Genomic DNA, 17,858 nt, shown 5'->3' with positions numbered 1-17,858 from the left:
TAAATAATGTGTCCAACTTTATGGGTTCACATCAAAAGACTAATATTTTAGTCTTTTTTTGTTTGGCTGAAAATAGACATTGAATTTAACTTAAAGTACAATTAAATTAACGTAAGAAACGATAGGAATGGTGAATCATGAACGGAAAACTAATTACTTTTGAAGGTAGTGAAGGTGCTGGAAAAACCACGGCCTTAAATGAAATTATTAAAAAGATCAAACCACAACTGGGCAATCAATTAATGACAACCCGTGAACCTGGTGGAAATATTATTTCTGAAGAAATTCGTAATATTATTATGGATAGTAAAAATGATAGTATGGATGCTAAAACAGAAGCGTTATTGTTTGCTGCCGCCCGACGCCAACATCTAATTGAGGAAGTTATTCCAGCTTTAGATGCTGGAAAGTTAGTTCTTTGTGATCGGTACGTTGAAAGTTCAGTTGCTTATCAAGGTGCTGCCCGTGGGATTGGCGAACAAGCAATTTGGGATTTAAATCAATTCGCTACAAATGGTTTAAAACCGGATTTAACGATTTATTTTGATGTTCCCATTGAAGTTGGTTTAAATCGAATTATGCAACATCGGACCAATGAAATTAATCGTTTAGATAAAGAACACCATGACTTTTATGTAAAAGTTCATGATGCGTATGAAAAAATGGCGAAGGAACACCCTGATCAAATTGTAAAAGTTGATGCAAGTCAACCAATTGACCAGGTCGTAGCAGATGTTTTAAAGTTGATTAAATCACGAGTTCCAGAATATTTTAATTAGGAGATAGTCATGAAATTAATGCTGGCAATTATTCAAGAAAAAGATGCTTCAACTTTACAAGCTTCACTAAATGATAAAAAAATAACATTTACTCAATTACCAACTAAAGGTGGTTTTTTGAAAGCAAAAAATTCAACTTTTATGATTGGGATTGATGAAGAACGAGTTCAAGAAGTGCTTGATATTATTAAAGAATCTTGTCAAGCTCGTGATCAATACGTTACGCCTGCAATTGAGTTGCCAGGAAGTATTAGTGACACTTCTTATCCAGTTGAAGTTCAAGTGGGTGGAGCAACGGTCATGGTTCTTCCCATGGATAGTTTTTACCGCTTCTAATGATGACAGAAACTGAAGCAACAAAATTAATTAAACAAGCAGAACTTACCCAACCGAAACTAACTAAACATTTTATGCAGGTGGTTCATGATCAAGATTTAAGTCACGCCTATTTATTTTCTGGTTTTGCCGGATTAGGAAAACTTGAATTAGCTAAAACAGTTGCAATGCGTCTATTTTGTAAAAATGTTCAACCAAATGGAATGCCTTGTGGGGCTTGCAATGAGTGTGTACGAATTGCTAAAAATGAACATCCTGATGTGATGTTAGTGGAACCTGAGGGACAAAGTATTAAAGTCCATCAAATTCGGACTTTGAAACAAGAATTTTCCAAAAGTGCCGTGGAAGGAAATCGCAAAGTTTTCATTATTAATGGAGCTGACTTGATGACTAACGGGGCCGCTAACAGTTTATTGAAATTTATTGAAGAACCGGTTGGCAACGTCAATTCATTTCTTTTAACGGATGACTATCACAAAATTTTACCAACGATTCAGTCGCGGACCCAATTGGTTGAATTTCCTAAAATTGACTCCCAACTTTTGATAAAATATGCAGAAAGTAAGCAACTTACTAAAACAGCACTTAATTTAGTTTTACAATTAACTAGTGACGTAATGTTTATCGATCGTTTATGTGAAGATAATTGGTTGATTTCTATGAAACAACAAGTAGAGTCGTGGTTTAGTATGTTATCAAAAGGCGACTATCAAGCATTTACGTTAATTCAAACCAATTTCTTACCGTTACTACGTGATCGTGAAGATCAAAAAGTAACAATTGAGATGATGTGTTTGATTTTTCGAGATGTTTTTAACGTTAAATTCAAAAATACTCCGGCTAGTGAGTTAGCGTTTGGAAATATTTATGATTTAATTAGTCAGATGGCCAATCATTTGTCGGATAATCAATTGATTTGTATCATTGATGACATCCTTGAAAGTGTTAAAAAACAACAAATTAATGTTAGTTTTCAAAATATTTTGGAAGTAATTACGTTGGATTGTTTGAATCAAATTAAGGAGTAGCCAAATTGGATATTAATGAAATGAATGATGGAATGGATAAATTATCCGTTCAATTTAAACAAATGGTTACTAAAATTGGAGAATTGCGTGAACAAATTAACGCTGTTCTTGAAGAAAATTCAGAATTAAAAATTGAAAATGAACATTTGCGAGAATTATTAGAAAATTCCGGCAAAAAAAATGAAGGAGTTCAGGAACTTTCGAAATCTAAGAAACTTTTGGAAAAGTTATATAATCAGGGATTTCATGTATGCAACGAATCGTATGGGAAACGACGGTTGCAAGATGAAAGTTGTATTTTTTGTACTCAAATTATCTATGGAGAAAGGTAAATAAAATGACTTTACGCACGCAAATGAGTTTTGAAAAGCATGATACAGGTAAGTTATATTTAATTCCGACTCCCATTGGTAATTTAGAGGATATGACTTTTAGAGCAGTTAATTTATTAAAAGAAGTAGATTTAATTGCTGCTGAAGATACTCGCAATACCCAAAAGCTCTTAAATCATTTTGAAATTAAAACAAAACAAATTAGTTTTCATGAACATAATACAGAGTCACGAATTCCAGAATTAATTAAAAAAATGGAAGATGGCTTAAATATTGGTCAAGTCAGTGATGCTGGGATGCCTTCAATTAGTGATCCGGGACATGAGTTAGTAGAACGTTGTATTGAAATGGGGATTCCCGTTGTTAGCATTCCTGGTCCAAGTGCCGGAATGACCAGTTTAATTGCATCTGGATTAAGCCCCCAGCCATTTTTATTCTATGGCTTTTTGAATCGTAAACCGAAAGAACAAAGAGCTGAATTAGAGGAATTATCTCAAGAAAAACCAACTCTGATTTTTTATGAAGCACCACATCGATTGAAGAAAACTTTGGTTAATTTACAAAAAGTATTAGGCAATCGAAAAGCAACTTTAGGACGGGAACTAACGAAACGTTATGAAGAGTACATTCGGGGAACTCTAGATGACTTAGTACAATGGTCACAAGATACTCAAATTCGTGGGGAATTTGTGATTATGGTTGCTGGAAACCCAGATGGAACCCTAGTTGATAATGCTGATGAAGACGCACTTTTAGCATTAAGTATTGAAGATCAAGTGCAAAAATTGATTGACTCTGGTGAAAAAACCAATGCTGCAATTAAACAGGTCGCTAAGCTCAATCAGTTAGTTCGCCAGGATGTCTATAATCAATTTCATAAGATTGGATAGGGGGTCAACATGGCAGCAAAAATTTTTACAGAAGATTATAAAATTACTAATTTTGAAACTAATCTTCACGGAACCATTACCTTACAATATTTGTTAGATGTGATTGTTCAAGCCTCTGAAGACCAATCCCAAGCAATTAATTTAGGAACTGAGAAAGTACAAGAAAATGGAGTTACTTGGGTTGTCATTCAGTATGATGTAGATATCAAAGAGCTACCTAAGGCGGGACAACCAGTTAAACTTCAAACTCAAGGAACTAGTTATACCAAGAGTTTTGCTAATCGTCATTTTTGGATTCGTGATATGGACGGCCATATTTTAGTAGAAGTAAAAAGCTTATGGGTGATGATGAACCTGACTACTCGAAAAATGGTGCGGATTCCTGAATCAGCAGTTACACCTTATGGAAGTGAAAAGGTTAAACGTCTTGAACGACTTCATAAATTACATAAATTTGATGTTGATAATGCTAAAAAAATGAAATTTCCTGTTACTTTTAATGATATTGATTTTAACGGTCATGTCGGCAATACGAGATATATCAATTGGATGAGCGATACGTTGTCCTTTGATTTTCAAAAGGATCGACTTCCAACTGGATTTAGCATTAAGTTTGAAGATGAAGTTCGCTATGGTGACCAAGTCACTAGTGAAGTAAATATTATTGATGATGGGAATACCACTGTTCATCAAATTATGGTCGATGGGAAAGCCCGTTCGATGGCAGAAATTACTTGGAAGAAAATAAACTAAGAGAGTGAAATAATGAAAGTTTTAGTAATTGATACCTCTAATCGTCCGCTTTCAATTGCGGTTTTAGATGGTGAGAAGGTTTTAGCAACCACAACTATGACGACTCAACGGAAACACGCAGCTTATGCGATGCAAATTGTGGAAAATTTAGTTAAGTTAGCTAAGTTACAACCAGAAGATTTAGATCGAATTGTTGTCGCTGATGGTCCTGGTTCATATACCGGATTGCGGGTCGCAGTCACTATTGGTAAAGTGCTTGCTGACACCCTCCAGATTGAATTAGTATCGGTTTCCAGTTTGTTAACGTTAGCATTAAATGTCCAAAAAGAAGGCCAATTAGTGATGCCACTTTTTGATGCTCGCAATGACATTTTATTTACGGGACTTTATCGGACATCAGCAAACGGTCCAATCGAAGTAATTCCTGATCAACATGTTGCTTTCGATGATTTTGTGGCACAAGTTAAGCAGTATGACGAACCAATTGTTTTCTTAGGTGAAGATGTTGACAAATATGCAGATCGGTTACAAACTATTTTTGGTAATCATTTTAAAAAAATGGTTGGAATTGATAATCTTCCACAAGCTGCCCAATTAGGGATTTATGGAGAAAAGCAATTACCATTGACAGATATTGATAGCATAGTGCCAAAGTATCTTCGTTTAACTCAAGCAGAAGCAGATTGGCAAAAATTACATCCAGGAGAAGGTCACGAATCTTATGTTGAACAAGTGTAAGCAACTTTATTTAAAATATAAACGAAAGCGTAAAGAAGAAAAAATTGATGAAGCTTTACAATTTAAAAATCAAATCGTTACCATTAGTGATATTAAATATTTCCTAGGTAAGGGAATGATGACGGATGTTCCTGAAATTCTGAAGCTTGACCAAGATGCCTATGGTAGTGAAATGAAGTGGAGTAAAGCTCGCTTTTTAGATGAATTAAAAAATAGCAAAAATTCTTTTTATTTAATTCTTCGGAAAAATGATGAATTGGTTGGTTTTATTTGTATTTCACTTTGTCGCGATGAAAAATGTGCCCATATTGAAAATTTGGCAATCAAACCTGGTCTTCAAGGACAAGGATTAGGTTATTTCTTAGTAACAACGGTTGTACAACGTGCTCGGCAAATGGGCTTAAAACAAATTGATATGACTTGCCGTGTACAAAATATTAAAACGCAAGATCTTTTTAAAGATTTAGGTTTTGTACAGGCCGGGATTAAACCAGACTTTTATAAAGATGGTAGTGACGCTGTTTGTTTACAATTACACTTAAATAAAATTAATTACATTGGTTCAAAAAACTTTGGAAGATAAAAGTGGTGAAATAAATAAGATGGATAAAGCTAAACAAACAAGTTTGATTTTATCATTTGAAACTAGTTGTGATGAAACTAGTGTCGCTGTGATTAAAGATGGAACTGAAATATTAACTAATATTGTGGCGACTCAGATTAAAAGTCATCAACGCTTTGGAGGAGTAGTTCCAGAAGTTGCTAGTCGTCATCATATTGAACAAATTACGATTTGTATCAATAAGGCCTTAGAATCAGCTCATGTTACCTATGCTGATTTGACAGGTGTGGCAATTACATATGGACCAGGATTAGTTGGATCGTTATTAGTCGGAATTACAGCTGCTAAAGTAGTGGCATGGGCTCATCATTTACCATTGATTCCGGTTAATCATATTGTCGGACACATTTATGCCACTAATTTTGAACATCCAATTGAATTTCCGGCCCTAGCTTTAGTCGTTTCTGGTGGGCATACGGAATTAGTTTGGATGCCTCAAGAAGGAGAATTTAAAATTATCGGGGAAACTCGTGATGATGCTGCTGGCGAAACTTACGACAAAATTGGACGGGTCATGGGGATTAATTATCCAGCTGGACCAACCGTTGATAAATTAGCCCATGAAGGCCAAGACACGTTTGATTTTCCTCGAGCAATGATGAAAGACGATAACTTTGATTTTAGTTTTAGCGGATTGAAGAGTGCCTTCATTAATACCGTGCATCATGCCGATCAAGTGGGCGAAACCTTAGATCATGCTAATTTGGCAACTAGTTTTCAAAATGCAGTTACAGAGGTGTTAGTTGCTAAGACAATGCGGGCGCTAGACAAATATCCAGCTAAAGAATTTATTTTGGCTGGTGGAGTCGCTGCTAATCGAGGCTTACGGGAAAAATTAGACCAAGAATTAAGTAAACGCGACATTGAGTTTGTCAAAGCTCCCTTAAAACTTTGTGGGGATAATGCGGCTATGATTGGTGCTGCAGCGGAAATGTTGCAACGTCATGGTGCTAAAGCAGATATGTCGTTAAATGCTGATCCCGGTTTAGAATTTGAATGGGAAGCAAATGAAGCCCAATAAGCTTGAGCAGTTTGAGATTGACTTCAAACTGCTTTTATTTTAAACTCTATTTAGATAATCATCTAAATAGTTATGGAGAATTAAAATGGGAATGAATGAGTCGATGAAGGCGTTAGCTGATCCCGTTCGTCGCCAAATTTTAGAAAATTTAAAGACGGGAGCAAAAACAGCTGGTGAAATTGCGGATGAATTTGCCTTGACGAACGCGACCGTTTCATATCATTTAAAAATATTGAAACAGTCGGGTTTTGTCACTGAAACCAAAGTTAAAAATTTCATTTATTATAGTTTGAATACCACCGTCTTTGAGGATATTTTGCATTGGTTTGCAGAATTAAGGGGAGGAACAAAATGAGAAAAGTAAAACGCACTGCATGGATTACGGTCATTTTAAGTCTATTTCCATTAATGTTGGGAATGTATTATTATCAAAATTTACCAAATAAAATGGCGACCCATTTTAACTTAAAGGGGGTCGCCAATGGCTATTTAAATAAAGGAGTGGCAGTAATTGGCATGCCAGTTTTATTTATTTTGCTAGACTTCTTAGTGATTTTCCTAACCATGTATGCACTTAAAAGGACCCCAAACTCTAACGTTAAATTTATTATGGTTAATTCCCTTAATTAGTATTTTAACCACTGGATCAATCATTTATTACAATTTGGGCTTTGCAGTTCACACGACTGAAATGGCGATAATCATCGTGGGGATGATGTTCATGTTGATTGGAAACTATCTTCCAACCGTTTCATATCAATTTGAAAAACAAACGCATCCTTTTTATCGCGGAACTGAGCTTAGTTGGAATAGAACCAAACGAGTTTTAGGTAAATCGTTTTTCTTCGGTGGACTCTTGATGTTACTAATTGTTTTATTTTCAAGCAAAGTTGCTTTTGGAATCATGCTAAGCACTTTAGTCATCGTGATAATTAATGCCCTAAAAAAATAAAGAACCCAGGATTGGGTTCTTTATTTTTTAATATTCTTCTAATTTCAAACTAGCATTTTCCCACTTGGTTTCAGCTGCAGTTTGTGCTTTTGTGACTTCATCGAGTTGAGTTTGTAATGCCTGACTCTTTTCATTATCATTATAGTTTTCTGGTAATGTCATTGCTTGTTCAATTTCACTTTTTTGGTCATCAATTTTGGTCAGCTTGGTTTCTAATTCATCGATTAAACGCGTTAATTTCCTTTTTTCTCGTTGAGCGGCTTTATTAGCTTGGTAACGTTGTTTGGTGTCAGAAACTGGTTCAGCTTTGGTAACGGTTGGGTTAGTTTCGTTTTCATGCTCTTCAATTTCAGCTTCTTCGGCTTTTTTGGCCGCATAGTAATCGTAATTACCCATGTAAATTTTGGAACCGTCTGCACCAAGTTCCATGATATCAGTTGCTAATCTGTTAATGAAATAGCGATCATGGGAAATGAATAAAATTGTTCCCGCAAAGTTCAAGAGGGCCTTTTCCAAGACGTCAATACTATCAATATCTAAATGGTTGGTGGGTTCATCCAGTACTAAAAAGTTATCTTTATTCATGGATAATTTAGTTAAGAGAAGCCGAGCCCGCTCACCACCAGATAAGTTTGCCACGCTTTTTTCAACACTCGATCCACTAAAAAGGAAACTTCCTAAAATTGAACGAATTTCACCTTCTGGAATAGTAGGGTAATCATCCCAGAGTTCATGTAAAACATCTTTTTCAGGATGAAGACTTGCTTGTTGTTGATCGTAATAACCAACGCTGACGCCAGTTCCAAATTGAAAGGTTCCTCGGATTTTCGATAATTTACCCAAAATTGTTTTTAAAAAGGTCGATTTTCCAATTCCATTGGGACCAAAGATCGCCATCCGTTGATGATTTTTTAAATGTAAATTAATTGGATAACTTAATTCAACGTCATCATAGCCAACGCCTAAATCATCAACATCTAAGACTACGTTTCCACTTTTTCTTTCTGGAGTAAAACGGAAGTGGGCGGTTCCATGCGTTGCTTTGGGCTTATTGATCACGTTCATTTTATCAAGTTGCTTTTGCCGTGCTTGAGCTCGTTTAGTAGTTGAAGCTCGCGCAATGTTTTTTTGCACGAACTCTTCTTCTTTTTTAATTTTTCGTTGTTGCTTTTCAAAGTTTTTTTCCGCAATTGTTTGACGGTGGACTTTTTCAGCAACGTAGTGCGTGTAATTACCTTTATAGTAATCCATGACTCCGTGATCTAAGTTATAGATTTCGTTAACTACTTTATCCATAAAATAACGATCATGGGAAATTACTAAGAGTGCTCCATTATATGATTGAAGATAATTTTCAAGCCACGCCGTCGTTTCCATATCAATATGGTTCGTTGGTTCATCTAGCGCCAATAAATCTGGTTTTTCCAACAAGAGTTTTGCTAGAGCGAGCCGTGTTTGTTGTCCACCAGATAACTCACTGATGTTTCGTTCATAGTCAGCTTCGTAAAAACCAAAACCAGCTAAAACGGTTCGGATTTCAGCACGATAACCGTAACCATTTTTTAATGTGAAATCTGCTTGTAATTGATCATAGGTTTTTGATACTTCAGCCAATTTAGCAGGGTTGCTATTAATTTTAGGATCACTAATTTGTTCTTCAAGTTTGTGAAGTTGGGCTTCTTCTTGAATAATCGTCGAAAAAGCTAATCGCATTTCAGCGATAATGGTGCGGTCAGAATGTAAGCCTGTATTTTGGGGAAGGTAACCAATCGTTAAATTTTTCTTTTGGTTGATAGTGCCTTCACTCGGAGATGTTTCACCGACTAGCATTTTTAAAAGTGTTGATTTACCAGCTCCGTTTTGGCCTACCAACCCAATTTTACTATTAGAATTAATCGTTAAACTAAGATCAGAAAAGATGGGTTCACCATTAAATCTCTTGGTTAGATTATTTGCTTGTAAAATAATCACAAAATCGCCTTCTTTCTCTGTCAATTTTACCATACTATCGCTAATGGCTTGTGAATTTAAAAAGTTCAAAATTCACAAACTTTAGTTTTATGGTAAGATATAATGTAAAAGATATTTAAATTTTAAGGAGCAAAAGGCAATGACAGAGACCAAGATTCCACGTGCAACCGCTAAAAGGTTACCGCTTTATTATCGTTATTTAAACATTCTCCATGATGGTGGAAAAGATCGGGTTTCATCAAATGAATTAGCGGAAGCAATTCACGTTGATTCTGCAACAATTAGACGAGATTTTTCATATTTTGGTACCTTAGGTAAGCGAGGTTACGGTTATGATGTTGATGATTTAATTGAGTTTTTCAAAAATATTCTTCATCAAGACCGATTAACCAATGTTGCTTTAATTGGGGTCGGTAATTTGGGACATGCATTATTAAACTTCAATTTTCATCAAGACAGTAATATTCGTATCTCAGCAGCTTTTGATACGAATCCCAAAAACATTAACACCATTCAAGGTGGAGTTCCCATTTATCCAATGGATCAAATTGTCGCTCAGTTAAAGGAACAACAAATTAGCGTAGTGATTTTGACGGTTCCATCAAACGTTGCTCAAGAAGTCGCTAATCAAGTGGCTCAAGCTGGCGTTAATGGAATTTTGAATTTTACTTCAATTCGTTTAAACGTACCAGCTGGAATTCGGGTTCATAATGTTGACTTAACTAATGAGCTTCAAACTTTAATTTATTTTATCGATCATTATGATAAAAAGAGTGATGAAGACGAATAAAAGAGTGGGGGTAATTTATTTGTGCGAGCCAATTAAAAAATATTTTACCGTAGCTCTTTTTTTATTATCATTTTTTGTCTTTTTTATTGGATTTCAAGCTGTTAAGGCTGATGGAATTCATGAATCAGCGTGGGTAAAAGATAATGCCCAGGTCCTAAATCAAACGACAATTAATCAAATTGATCATCTCAACAAGACTAGCTTGAAAAAAATTAAAGGCCACCCTCAATTAGCGGTAATTACGCTTAATGGTCTGCCCAATGGGGAAAGTAGCATTGAAGATTATGTCCATGATCAAATGAAAAAGTTAGGAATTGGTCAAAAAGGTTGGAATAACGGGATGTTGTTAGTGATTGATACCAAAGATCACGTTAATCGATTGGAAGTTGGTACTGGATTAGAAGCAGCTTTACCAGATGGGGCGAAATCTAGCTTAGTCAATGAGAAAATTCAGCAAGCTTTTCAGCAGCATGATTACAATCTAGGGGTGAGTCAGCTAACTAATCAGGTTTATCAATATTTAGCCGTGCACCAAAGTGAAATTAGTCAGCCGAATAATGTGAATGATTCACAATCTGCGACTCCGGGAATTGAAGATAATAGTGCAGCAGCTGTCTTACAAAGAAACAAAGCAAGTGTGGCATTCATTTTATTTTTAGCAATTTGTTTTGGATTAGTTGGTTTCGCAGTAGCTAAGTTAGTTTTTCCCAAGCTTCGGAATCGGGATCAGCATACCTTAGTCCAGCAACGCTTTGCTAAAACAGGAATTACGGACGATCAATTATTAAAAAGTTTAAATCAATTTGTAACGGACGAGTTGCAACAAAATCAAAGTTTTAACATCAGACACTTAAGTAATCCGGAATGGTGGTATTTGTTAAACTCGCTTCATTTAAAACAGCCAATTAGTTTAGCTCAAAATCCTAAGTTAGAAATGGAAAAGGGCAATCCGCTTTATCAGCAACAACTAATTTCCAGTCAAACACTAGTAAGTTATCAAACGCAACTGCAACAACGGAAACAAGCAAATCTTCAAGTTGTGGCCCAAGCAGCTCAGCAGTATGCCGTGCAACATCATTTTCCAGGCGATGTAAATCAATTTGTGAATGATACCGTTCGCCAAATTGCCCAGTTAACCTGGTTCGGTTTACCAGCTACGACCGCTGAATTTCAAACCAGTTTACAAAATGCCTTAGAAATTAGTTTGGCAGATGCAACTTTGCACTACCAGATTGATAATGATGCTAGTTTACGTACTAAAATGAAAAGAGCTGGCATTCATAATCCAGATCAATACATCAATGATTTATCAGATGAGCAAAAGAAACGTTTTGTAACCAATGGCTTAGTGAACACTGCTCTGTTATTGGGAGCACTTAGTTTATTAAGTCATCCCAATTCTGATTGGCATGATGATAATTTTCCTCCATTTGGTGGTGGATTTGGTGGAGATTCAGGATTTGACGCTTCTGACTTTGGAAGTGGTTTCGGTGGGTCTGGCGATGATGATGGTGGCGGATTTAATTTTTAATCACAATTATTATAGATAAAGGAAAAAAATATGACTAAAAATACAAAAATAACTTTAAGTATTGTTGGAGTAATTGCCTTTTTGGTAATTGCAATCGGTGGGTGGTTTATCATGACCCAAAATAGTTTACGAGTTCAACAACAAAATGTTGACCAACAATGGAGTAACGTTGAGGTTCAATTGCAAAGACGGGCAGATTTAACTCCTCAATTGGTAGGAGCCGTTAAAGGTAATATGAAGAACGAACAAAAGATTTTCGGGAAGATTGCGGATGCTAGAAAACAATATGACAATGCTAGTACCCCAGCTGATAAAGTTAAACAAGCCGATAATTTGAACAAACAAACGCAAGTTTTGATTAATGCTGTTCACGAAAATTATCCTGAATTGGCCAGTCCATCAAATGTTAATGATTTGATGACGCAAATTGAAGGTTCAGAAAACCGAATTAGTCAAACTCGTCGCGATTACAATGATGCGGTTCAAGTTTATAACCGAAAAGTAGTTTCTTTCCCAAGTAGCATTGTTGCTAATAATGCCGGGATGAAAACTAAGCCATTTTTCCAAAGTGCTCCGACTGCTAGTCAAGCACCAAAAGTTGATTTAGATAATTAAAATTTAAATGAAAATAGCTTCAAAACTAGAGTTTTTCTTTAGTTTTGGAGCTATTTTTTTGACCACTAAAACCGATATTTTGACCTCATACCTTACTTTTGACTACAAAATCATTATTTTAGGTTAAATTGTAAACACCAATTAAGGGGGATAAAAATGAGTTTTTTAAATGCAAAATCATTAACCAAAGTTTACAAGAATAAAGTAGCAGTTGATAAGATTGATTTACAAATTGAAAAGGGTGAATTTGTGACAATTTTAGGGCCAAACGGTGCGGGAAAGTCGACAACGATTGAAATGTTGACAGGACTTTTACAACCAACTTCCGGTTCGATTCAGTTAGAAAAGATTAATCCCACTAAAAAGGAATATCGAACTAAAATTGGGATTGTTTTCCAAAATAGCGTATTAGATAGCGAATTGTCAGTTCAAGATAATTTATACTTAAGAGCTGAGATGTACAAAAACGTTACCCCAGCTGATATTTTAGAAATTGTCCATTTAATTGGGATTGATAATTTTCTTAAACAAAAACATGGAACTTTATCGGGAGGACAACGCAGACGGGTTGATATTGCGAGAGCACTATTACATCGACCAGAAGTTTTATTTTTAGATGAACCAACGACTGGATTAAAAGTGGGGTAACCGGACTATTAATCGGTTCGTTTTGCTATTTGTTAGTAAGAATGACACAAGCACAAACTTTTACCGATACACGCTTTAATATTATTACAATTTTAGTGGCCTCATTTATTACTGGGGTCATTTCACAAATGATTGGCAATGAAAAAATTTCAGCTGGACTAACTTATTTAATTCATTTTGGACTAATATCAGTGATTTTTTTAGGGACTTTCTACGTTAATGGTTGGATTAATAGTTGGCATGGATTACTCATTGTAGTTATTAATTTTTTGGTTATCTATCTTCTAGTATGGTTAGGAATTATCGTTTGGAATAAGGCTAGTGCTAAGGAAATCAATAAACAGCTGAATAAATTTAATCAGAAATAAAAAGTTTAGGACGTTTATTTTGTCATTTAGCTAAGATTGTATTATATTAGTAAGTGAAGTTAGCACTCTTTATTTATGAGTGCTAAAAAAGAAATTTTGGAGGTTTTAGATATGTTACAACCAATTGGTGATCGTGTAATTATTGAGGTTAAAGCTCAAGCAGAAAAGAATATTGGTGGCATTGTTTTGGCAGAAAATGCTAAACAAAAACCAACAGAAGGTAAGATTGTTGCAGTTGGAACTGGTCGTATTTTAGACAACGGTGAAAAAATTGCCCCTGTAGTTAAAGAAGGGGACGTTGTGATGTTTGATAAATACGCCGGAACTAAAATTGAATATGACGAAAAATCATATTTGGTAATGCACGAAAATGACTTACTTGCAATTATTAAATAATCTAAAGAACAACTAATGAAGAATAAGAGGTAATTAATATGGCTAAAGAGATTAAATTTTCTGATGACGCCCGTAGCGAAATGCTTAAAGGGGTCGACAAATTAGCAGATACAGTTAAAACTACAATGGGTCCTAAGGGACGGAATGTCGTTTTGGAAGAAACAGCTGGTAACCCAACCATTACTAATGATGGGGTTACGATTGCTCGTGCAATTTCATTGCCAGATCATTTCCAAAACATGGGTGCTAAACTAGTCGCTGAAGTTGCATCAAAAACTAATGATGTTGCTGGTGATGGTACGACAACTGCTACGGTTTTAACGCAAGCAATTGTTAAAGAAGGCATGAAGAACGTCACTGCTGGTGCTAACCCAGTTGGTGTTCGTCGTGGAATCGAAAAAGCAACTGCAGCTGCCGTTGCTGGGCTTCACAAGATGAGTCACAAAGTGGAAAACAAAGAAGATATTGCTCAAATCGCATCAATTTCATCTGCCAGTGAAAAAGTTGGTAAATTAATTGCAGATGCCATGGAAAAAGTTGGTAACGACGGAGTCATTACCATTGAAGACTCTAAAGGGGTTGAAACCAGCCTTGATGTCGTTGAAGGAATGGAATTTGACCGTGGTTACATGTCACAATACATGGTAACTGACCAAGAAAAGATGGAAGCAGATCTTGATAATCCATACATTTTGGTAACCGATAAAAAGATTAACAACATGCAAGATATCATGTCACTTCTTCAAGAAGTTGTGCAACAAGGTCGTTCATTGTTAATCATTGCCGATGATATTGGTGGTGAAGTTCTTCCAACCCTTGTATTAAACAAGATGAGAGGAACCTTCAATGTAGTTGCTGTTAAAGCACCTGGTTTTGGTGACCGTCGTAAAGCTCAATTACAAGATATTGCAGTTTTGACTGGAGCAACTGTCATTACTGATGACTTAGGTCTTGAATTAAAGGACACTACCCTTGAACAATTAGGTCAAGCTAACAAAGTTAACGTTACTAAAGACAAGACTACGATTGTTGAAGGTAAGGGAAGCAAAGAAGCCATTGCTAAACGAGTTAACGAAATTAAAACTCAATTAGCTGCTACAACTTCACAATTTGATCGGGAAAAACTTCAAGAACGCCTTGCTAAATTAGCCGGTGGTGTTGCTGTTATCAAAGTTGGTGCTGCTACTGAAACTGAATTAAAAGAACGCAAGTACCGCATTGAAGATGCTTTGAACGCAACTCGTGCTGCCGTTGAAGAAGGCTTTGTTCCCGGTGGTGGTACTGCATTCATCAACATTCTTAAAGACGTTGATGCAGTTGAAGCTACTGGTGATGAAAAGACTGGAGTTGAAATTGTCAGTCGGGCCTTAGAAGCACCAGTAAAACAAATTGCTGCTAATGCGGGAGTTGATGGTGCCGTGGTCGTTGATCACTTGAAACAAGAAAAACCAGGAATTGGTTACAATGCTGCGGATGACAAATACGAAGATATGATTGCTGCCGGAGTTGTTGATCCAACCAAGGTTAGTCGCTCAGCACTTCAAAATGCTGCATCTGTTTCATCATTGTTATTAACGACTGAAGCAGTCGTTGCTGAAAAACCAGAAGAAAACAATGCTGCACCTGCTATGCCACAAGGAATGCCTGGAATGATGTAAAAACATGTAACTAGTATGTAAAAGATAATTGTTAAATTCGTTAATAACTTGTCCTATGTGTACATTAGTTTAATGGATATAGAGGAGTCTAGCTATGCTAAATGAAATATTGATAATAAAATGGCTGAAAATTTTGAATTAATAGTTATAAATTATCTTAATAGTCAAGTTGGACTTTCTATGAGTAAACCATATCTTAATGAATATTTTATACAATTTAAAGATTTTTCTAATAGCAATTCAGAAAATGAACCTGAACGTATTGAATATAATATGAATGTATTTTTGGGTATGGTAGCTGTTTTAGAGCCAGAAAAACGGGAAAAGATTAATAACTATATTGATGAATTCGATGAAAAATCAATGGATAATACTAAAATAAATAAAATTGAAAGTTATGCATATGATTTTTTAGAAGAAATAATTAGTAATGCGACATATAAAATTTTTAAGGAAAGTTCGCAAATTTGCGAGCTTTCTTTTTTTTTCATTAAGATTTGTAGTACAATTAACACCATGTTGAAAATACAAATTAATTATTAAATAGGAGCAAGTTTCATGTGGCGATATTTAAAAAGATTGATTATCGGGCGTCCGCTCAAAAGCACTGATGAGTCAGGACAGTCATTAACAAAATTTAAAGGGTTGGCATTATTGTCATCTGATGCTTTATCATCAGTTGCTTATGGTACTGAACAAATTACAGCAGTGTTGATTACTTTATCAACGGCTGCGTTGATGTATCAAATGTGGGCTGCTTTATTAGTTTTGGTTTTACTTGCTGCCATTACTTTGTCATACAGACAAATTATTTATGCTTACCCATCTGGTGGGGGAGCTTATGTGGTTGCTAGAGCCAACTGGGGTGAGACAATGGGACTAGTTGCTGGTGGATCTCTATTAGTCGACTATATGCTGACTGTGGCGGTTTCAACGACGTCTGGAACTGAAGCAATTACTTCAGCGATTCCTGCCCTATACAATTACCAGGTTCCGATTGCCATTGTGATCGTGATTGCCATCATGATTTTGAACTTACGGGGAATGCGGGATTCAGCCACTTTCTTAGTGGTTTCAGTGTATCTATTCATTTTCATGATTATTTTCATGATTGGATTGGGTGCCTATAACATCATGACAGGTAAAATCATGTACCACGCCTATGCACCGCTTAATGCTTCGGTTCAAGGAATGACCTTAGTGCTATTCTTCAAGGCTTTCTCATCTGGTTCAGCTTCCTTAACTGGGGTTGAAGCGATTAGTAATGCCGTTCCTAACTTTAAAAAGCCAAAACGTAAAAACGCCGCTAACACGTTAGCCTTAATGGCCATCATTTTAGCAGCATTCTTCTCAGGAATTACTTTCTTAAGTTACTACATGGGAATTATTCCTAGTGCCAAAGATACGGTTTTATCACAAATCGGAATTGGTGTGTTCGGTCACGGAATTTTATATTACCTACTTCAAATGTCAACGGCTTTAATTTTGGCAGTTGCGGCTAATACTGGATTCTCAGCCTTCCCAATTTTGGCTTATAACATAGCAAAAGATAAATATCTTCCCCATGCATATCTTGATAAGGGTGACCGTTTAGGTTATTCTAACGGGATTGTTTCCTTAGCAATTGGGGCAATTATTTTAATTGCGGTCTTTAACGGTAAAACAAATCTTTTGATTCCACTTTATGCGGTAGGGGTTTTCGTGCCATTTACTTTGTCACAATCTGGAATGATTGTGCATTGGTTACGAGAACGAACAGGTTTTTGGCCTGGAAAGATTTTCATCAACTTTATTGGAGCATTTATTTCGCTTGGTTTAGTGGTCTTCTTATTTGGCCTTCATTTCAAGGATGTTTGGCCATACTTGGTAATCATGCCATTAATCTTGACTATGTTTTATCGAATTCATGCTCATTACATTCGAGTTGCTAAACAACTTCGAGTTAAGAACAAGTTTGAAAAACAAGAACAACGTCACTACGTTGGATCAACTGTTTTAGTATTAGTTGGTAACGTTACACAAGTGACTCGTGAGGCACTTAGTTATGCCCGTTCAATTGGGGATGAGGTCGTTGCGGTTCACGTTTCAATGGACTCTAACCTTGAACACGAAAAGAAGAATGAAGAAAAATTCAAAGCAGAGTATCCTGATATTCGATTTGTTAACATTCATACTTCATACCGTTCGATTAATGGTCCAGTAATTCGATTCTGTGATGTTGTGGCTCGTAAAGATGATGCTCGCGATTATTCAACAACCGTCTTAGTTCCTCAATTTGTGCCTAAGCATCATTGGCAACAAGTGCTTCACAACCAAACTGGTTTGAAGTTAAGAGCAGCTTTGAACTCTCGCCAAAACATTATTGTTTCAACGTTTAACTATCATTTACAAGACTAAAATAAAAGCGCCCGCCACATTGACGAGCGCTTT

21 protein-coding genes and 1 pseudogene are annotated in these 17,858 nt (G+C 35.9%); 21 read left to right on the top strand and 1 reads right to left on the bottom strand.

What is annotated here, in order from left to right:
- Window positions 1-137: 137 nt before the first annotated feature.
- From tmk to FD36_RS03670, 12 genes are all read left to right on the top strand, one after another.
- On the top strand, window positions 138-779 hold the full coding sequence (gene tmk, locus FD36_RS03725) for a dTMP kinase (protein ID WP_082610598.1): 642 nt from the start codon (window positions 138-140) through the stop codon (window positions 777-779).
- A 9-nt stretch (window positions 780-788) separates the two neighbouring features.
- On the top strand, window positions 789-1,115 hold the full coding sequence (locus FD36_RS03720; protein ID WP_056958086.1) for a cyclic-di-AMP receptor: 327 nt from the start codon (window positions 789-791) through the stop codon (window positions 1,113-1,115).
- Window positions 1,115-2,143: a DNA polymerase III subunit delta' gene (gene holB / locus FD36_RS03715; RefSeq protein ID WP_056958084.1), complete on the top strand. Its 1,029-nt coding sequence runs from the start codon at window positions 1,115-1,117 to the stop codon at window positions 2,141-2,143. Before FD36_RS03720 ends, holB begins: the two co-directional genes overlap by 1 nt.
- Before the next feature lie 5 nt (window positions 2,144-2,148).
- Window positions 2,149-2,475 (top strand): DNA replication initiation control protein YabA, encoded by a 327-nt coding sequence (locus FD36_RS03710; RefSeq protein ID WP_014081788.1) that lies wholly within the window; start codon window positions 2,149-2,151, stop codon window positions 2,473-2,475.
- Window positions 2,476-2,480: 5 nt separating this feature from the next.
- On the top strand, window positions 2,481-3,365 hold the full coding sequence (rsmI, locus tag FD36_RS03705; protein ID WP_056958082.1) for a 16S rRNA (cytidine(1402)-2'-O)-methyltransferase: 885 nt from the start codon (window positions 2,481-2,483) through the stop codon (window positions 3,363-3,365).
- 9 nt (window positions 3,366-3,374) lie between these two features.
- Window positions 3,375-4,118, top strand: a complete 744-nt coding sequence (locus tag FD36_RS03700; protein ID WP_056958080.1) for an acyl-[acyl-carrier-protein] thioesterase — start codon at window positions 3,375-3,377, stop codon at window positions 4,116-4,118.
- A gap of 12 nt (window positions 4,119-4,130) precedes the next feature.
- Window positions 4,131-4,856, top strand: a complete 726-nt coding sequence (gene tsaB, locus FD36_RS03695; RefSeq protein WP_056958078.1) for a tRNA (adenosine(37)-N6)-threonylcarbamoyltransferase complex dimerization subunit type 1 TsaB — start codon at window positions 4,131-4,133, stop codon at window positions 4,854-4,856.
- The gene (locus FD36_RS03690) at window positions 4,840-5,439 is read left to right on the top strand and encodes a GNAT family N-acetyltransferase (RefSeq protein ID WP_056958076.1); all 600 of its coding nucleotides are present in this window, start codon (window positions 4,840-4,842) and stop codon (window positions 5,437-5,439) included. Before tsaB ends, FD36_RS03690 begins: the two co-directional genes overlap by 17 nt.
- A gap of 19 nt (window positions 5,440-5,458) precedes the next feature.
- Window positions 5,459-6,499, top strand: a complete 1,041-nt coding sequence (gene tsaD, locus FD36_RS03685) for a tRNA (adenosine(37)-N6)-threonylcarbamoyltransferase complex transferase subunit TsaD (protein ID WP_056958073.1) — start codon at window positions 5,459-5,461, stop codon at window positions 6,497-6,499.
- Window positions 6,500-6,584: 85 nt separating this feature from the next.
- Window positions 6,585-6,854, top strand: coding sequence for an autorepressor SdpR family transcription factor (locus FD36_RS03680; RefSeq protein ID WP_056958072.1), 270 nt, complete (start codon window positions 6,585-6,587; stop codon window positions 6,852-6,854).
- Complete coding sequence (locus tag FD36_RS03675) at window positions 6,851-7,129, top strand: DUF1648 domain-containing protein (protein WP_056958070.1); 279 nt, start codon at window positions 6,851-6,853, stop codon at window positions 7,127-7,129. Before FD36_RS03680 ends, FD36_RS03675 begins: the two co-directional genes overlap by 4 nt.
- 91 nt (window positions 7,130-7,220) lie before the next feature.
- Window positions 7,221-7,451, top strand: a complete 231-nt coding sequence (locus tag FD36_RS03670) for an SdpI family protein (RefSeq protein ID WP_056958067.1) — start codon at window positions 7,221-7,223, stop codon at window positions 7,449-7,451.
- A gap of 27 nt (window positions 7,452-7,478) precedes the next feature.
- Here FD36_RS03670 and FD36_RS03665 read toward each other — a convergent pair whose 3' ends face one another.
- Window positions 7,479-9,455 (bottom strand): ABC-F family ATP-binding cassette domain-containing protein, encoded by a 1,977-nt coding sequence (locus tag FD36_RS03665; protein WP_202813171.1) that lies wholly within the window; start codon window positions 9,453-9,455, stop codon window positions 7,479-7,481.
- Window positions 9,456-9,561: 106 nt separating this feature from the next.
- On the opposite strand from FD36_RS03665, the gene FD36_RS03660 reads away from it, so the two are divergent.
- From FD36_RS03660 to FD36_RS03620, 9 genes and pseudogenes are all read left to right on the top strand, one after another.
- Window positions 9,562-10,212, top strand: coding sequence for a redox-sensing transcriptional repressor Rex (locus FD36_RS03660; RefSeq protein ID WP_056958063.1), 651 nt, complete (start codon window positions 9,562-9,564; stop codon window positions 10,210-10,212).
- Window positions 10,213-10,231: 19 nt separating this feature from the next.
- Complete coding sequence (locus tag FD36_RS03655; RefSeq protein WP_056958061.1) at window positions 10,232-11,743, top strand: TPM domain-containing protein; 1,512 nt, start codon at window positions 10,232-10,234, stop codon at window positions 11,741-11,743.
- 30 nt (window positions 11,744-11,773) lie between these two features.
- Window positions 11,774-12,358: a LemA family protein gene (locus FD36_RS03650; protein ID WP_056958059.1), complete on the top strand. Its 585-nt coding sequence runs from the start codon at window positions 11,774-11,776 to the stop codon at window positions 12,356-12,358.
- Between the two features lie 156 nt (window positions 12,359-12,514).
- Window positions 12,515-13,000, top strand: a pseudogene (locus FD36_RS03645) (ABC transporter ATP-binding protein); the annotation flags it as partial.
- Window positions 13,001-13,047: 47 nt separating this feature from the next.
- Window positions 13,048-13,374, top strand: coding sequence for a DUF3021 family protein (locus FD36_RS03640; protein ID WP_235803511.1), 327 nt, complete (start codon window positions 13,048-13,050; stop codon window positions 13,372-13,374).
- Window positions 13,375-13,485: 111 nt separating this feature from the next.
- Window positions 13,486-13,770 carry a co-chaperone GroES gene (groES, locus tag FD36_RS03635; RefSeq protein ID WP_014081800.1) on the top strand — a complete coding sequence of 95 codons (285 nt, stop codon included), beginning with the start codon at window positions 13,486-13,488 and terminating at the stop codon, window positions 13,768-13,770.
- A 38-nt stretch (window positions 13,771-13,808) separates the two neighbouring features.
- The gene (gene groL / locus FD36_RS03630; RefSeq protein ID WP_014081801.1) at window positions 13,809-15,428 is read left to right on the top strand and encodes a chaperonin GroEL; all 1,620 of its coding nucleotides are present in this window, start codon (window positions 13,809-13,811) and stop codon (window positions 15,426-15,428) included.
- 120 nt (window positions 15,429-15,548) lie between these two features.
- Complete coding sequence (locus tag FD36_RS03625) at window positions 15,549-15,971, top strand: hypothetical protein (RefSeq protein WP_056958053.1); 423 nt, start codon at window positions 15,549-15,551, stop codon at window positions 15,969-15,971.
- A gap of 15 nt (window positions 15,972-15,986) precedes the next feature.
- Entirely contained in the window at window positions 15,987-17,825 is a 1,839-nt protein-coding gene (locus FD36_RS03620) for an APC family permease (protein WP_056958052.1), read from the top strand.
- Window positions 17,826-17,858 lie beyond the last annotated feature (33 nt).

The organism is Fructilactobacillus sanfranciscensis DSM 20451 (assembly GCF_001436035.1).
GTDB classification, from domain to species: Bacteria; Bacillota; Bacilli; order Lactobacillales; family Lactobacillaceae; genus Fructilactobacillus; species Fructilactobacillus sanfranciscensis.
The sequence above is the reverse complement of the archived record's forward strand: the minus strand, read 5'-3'. Positions and strand labels throughout refer to the sequence as shown.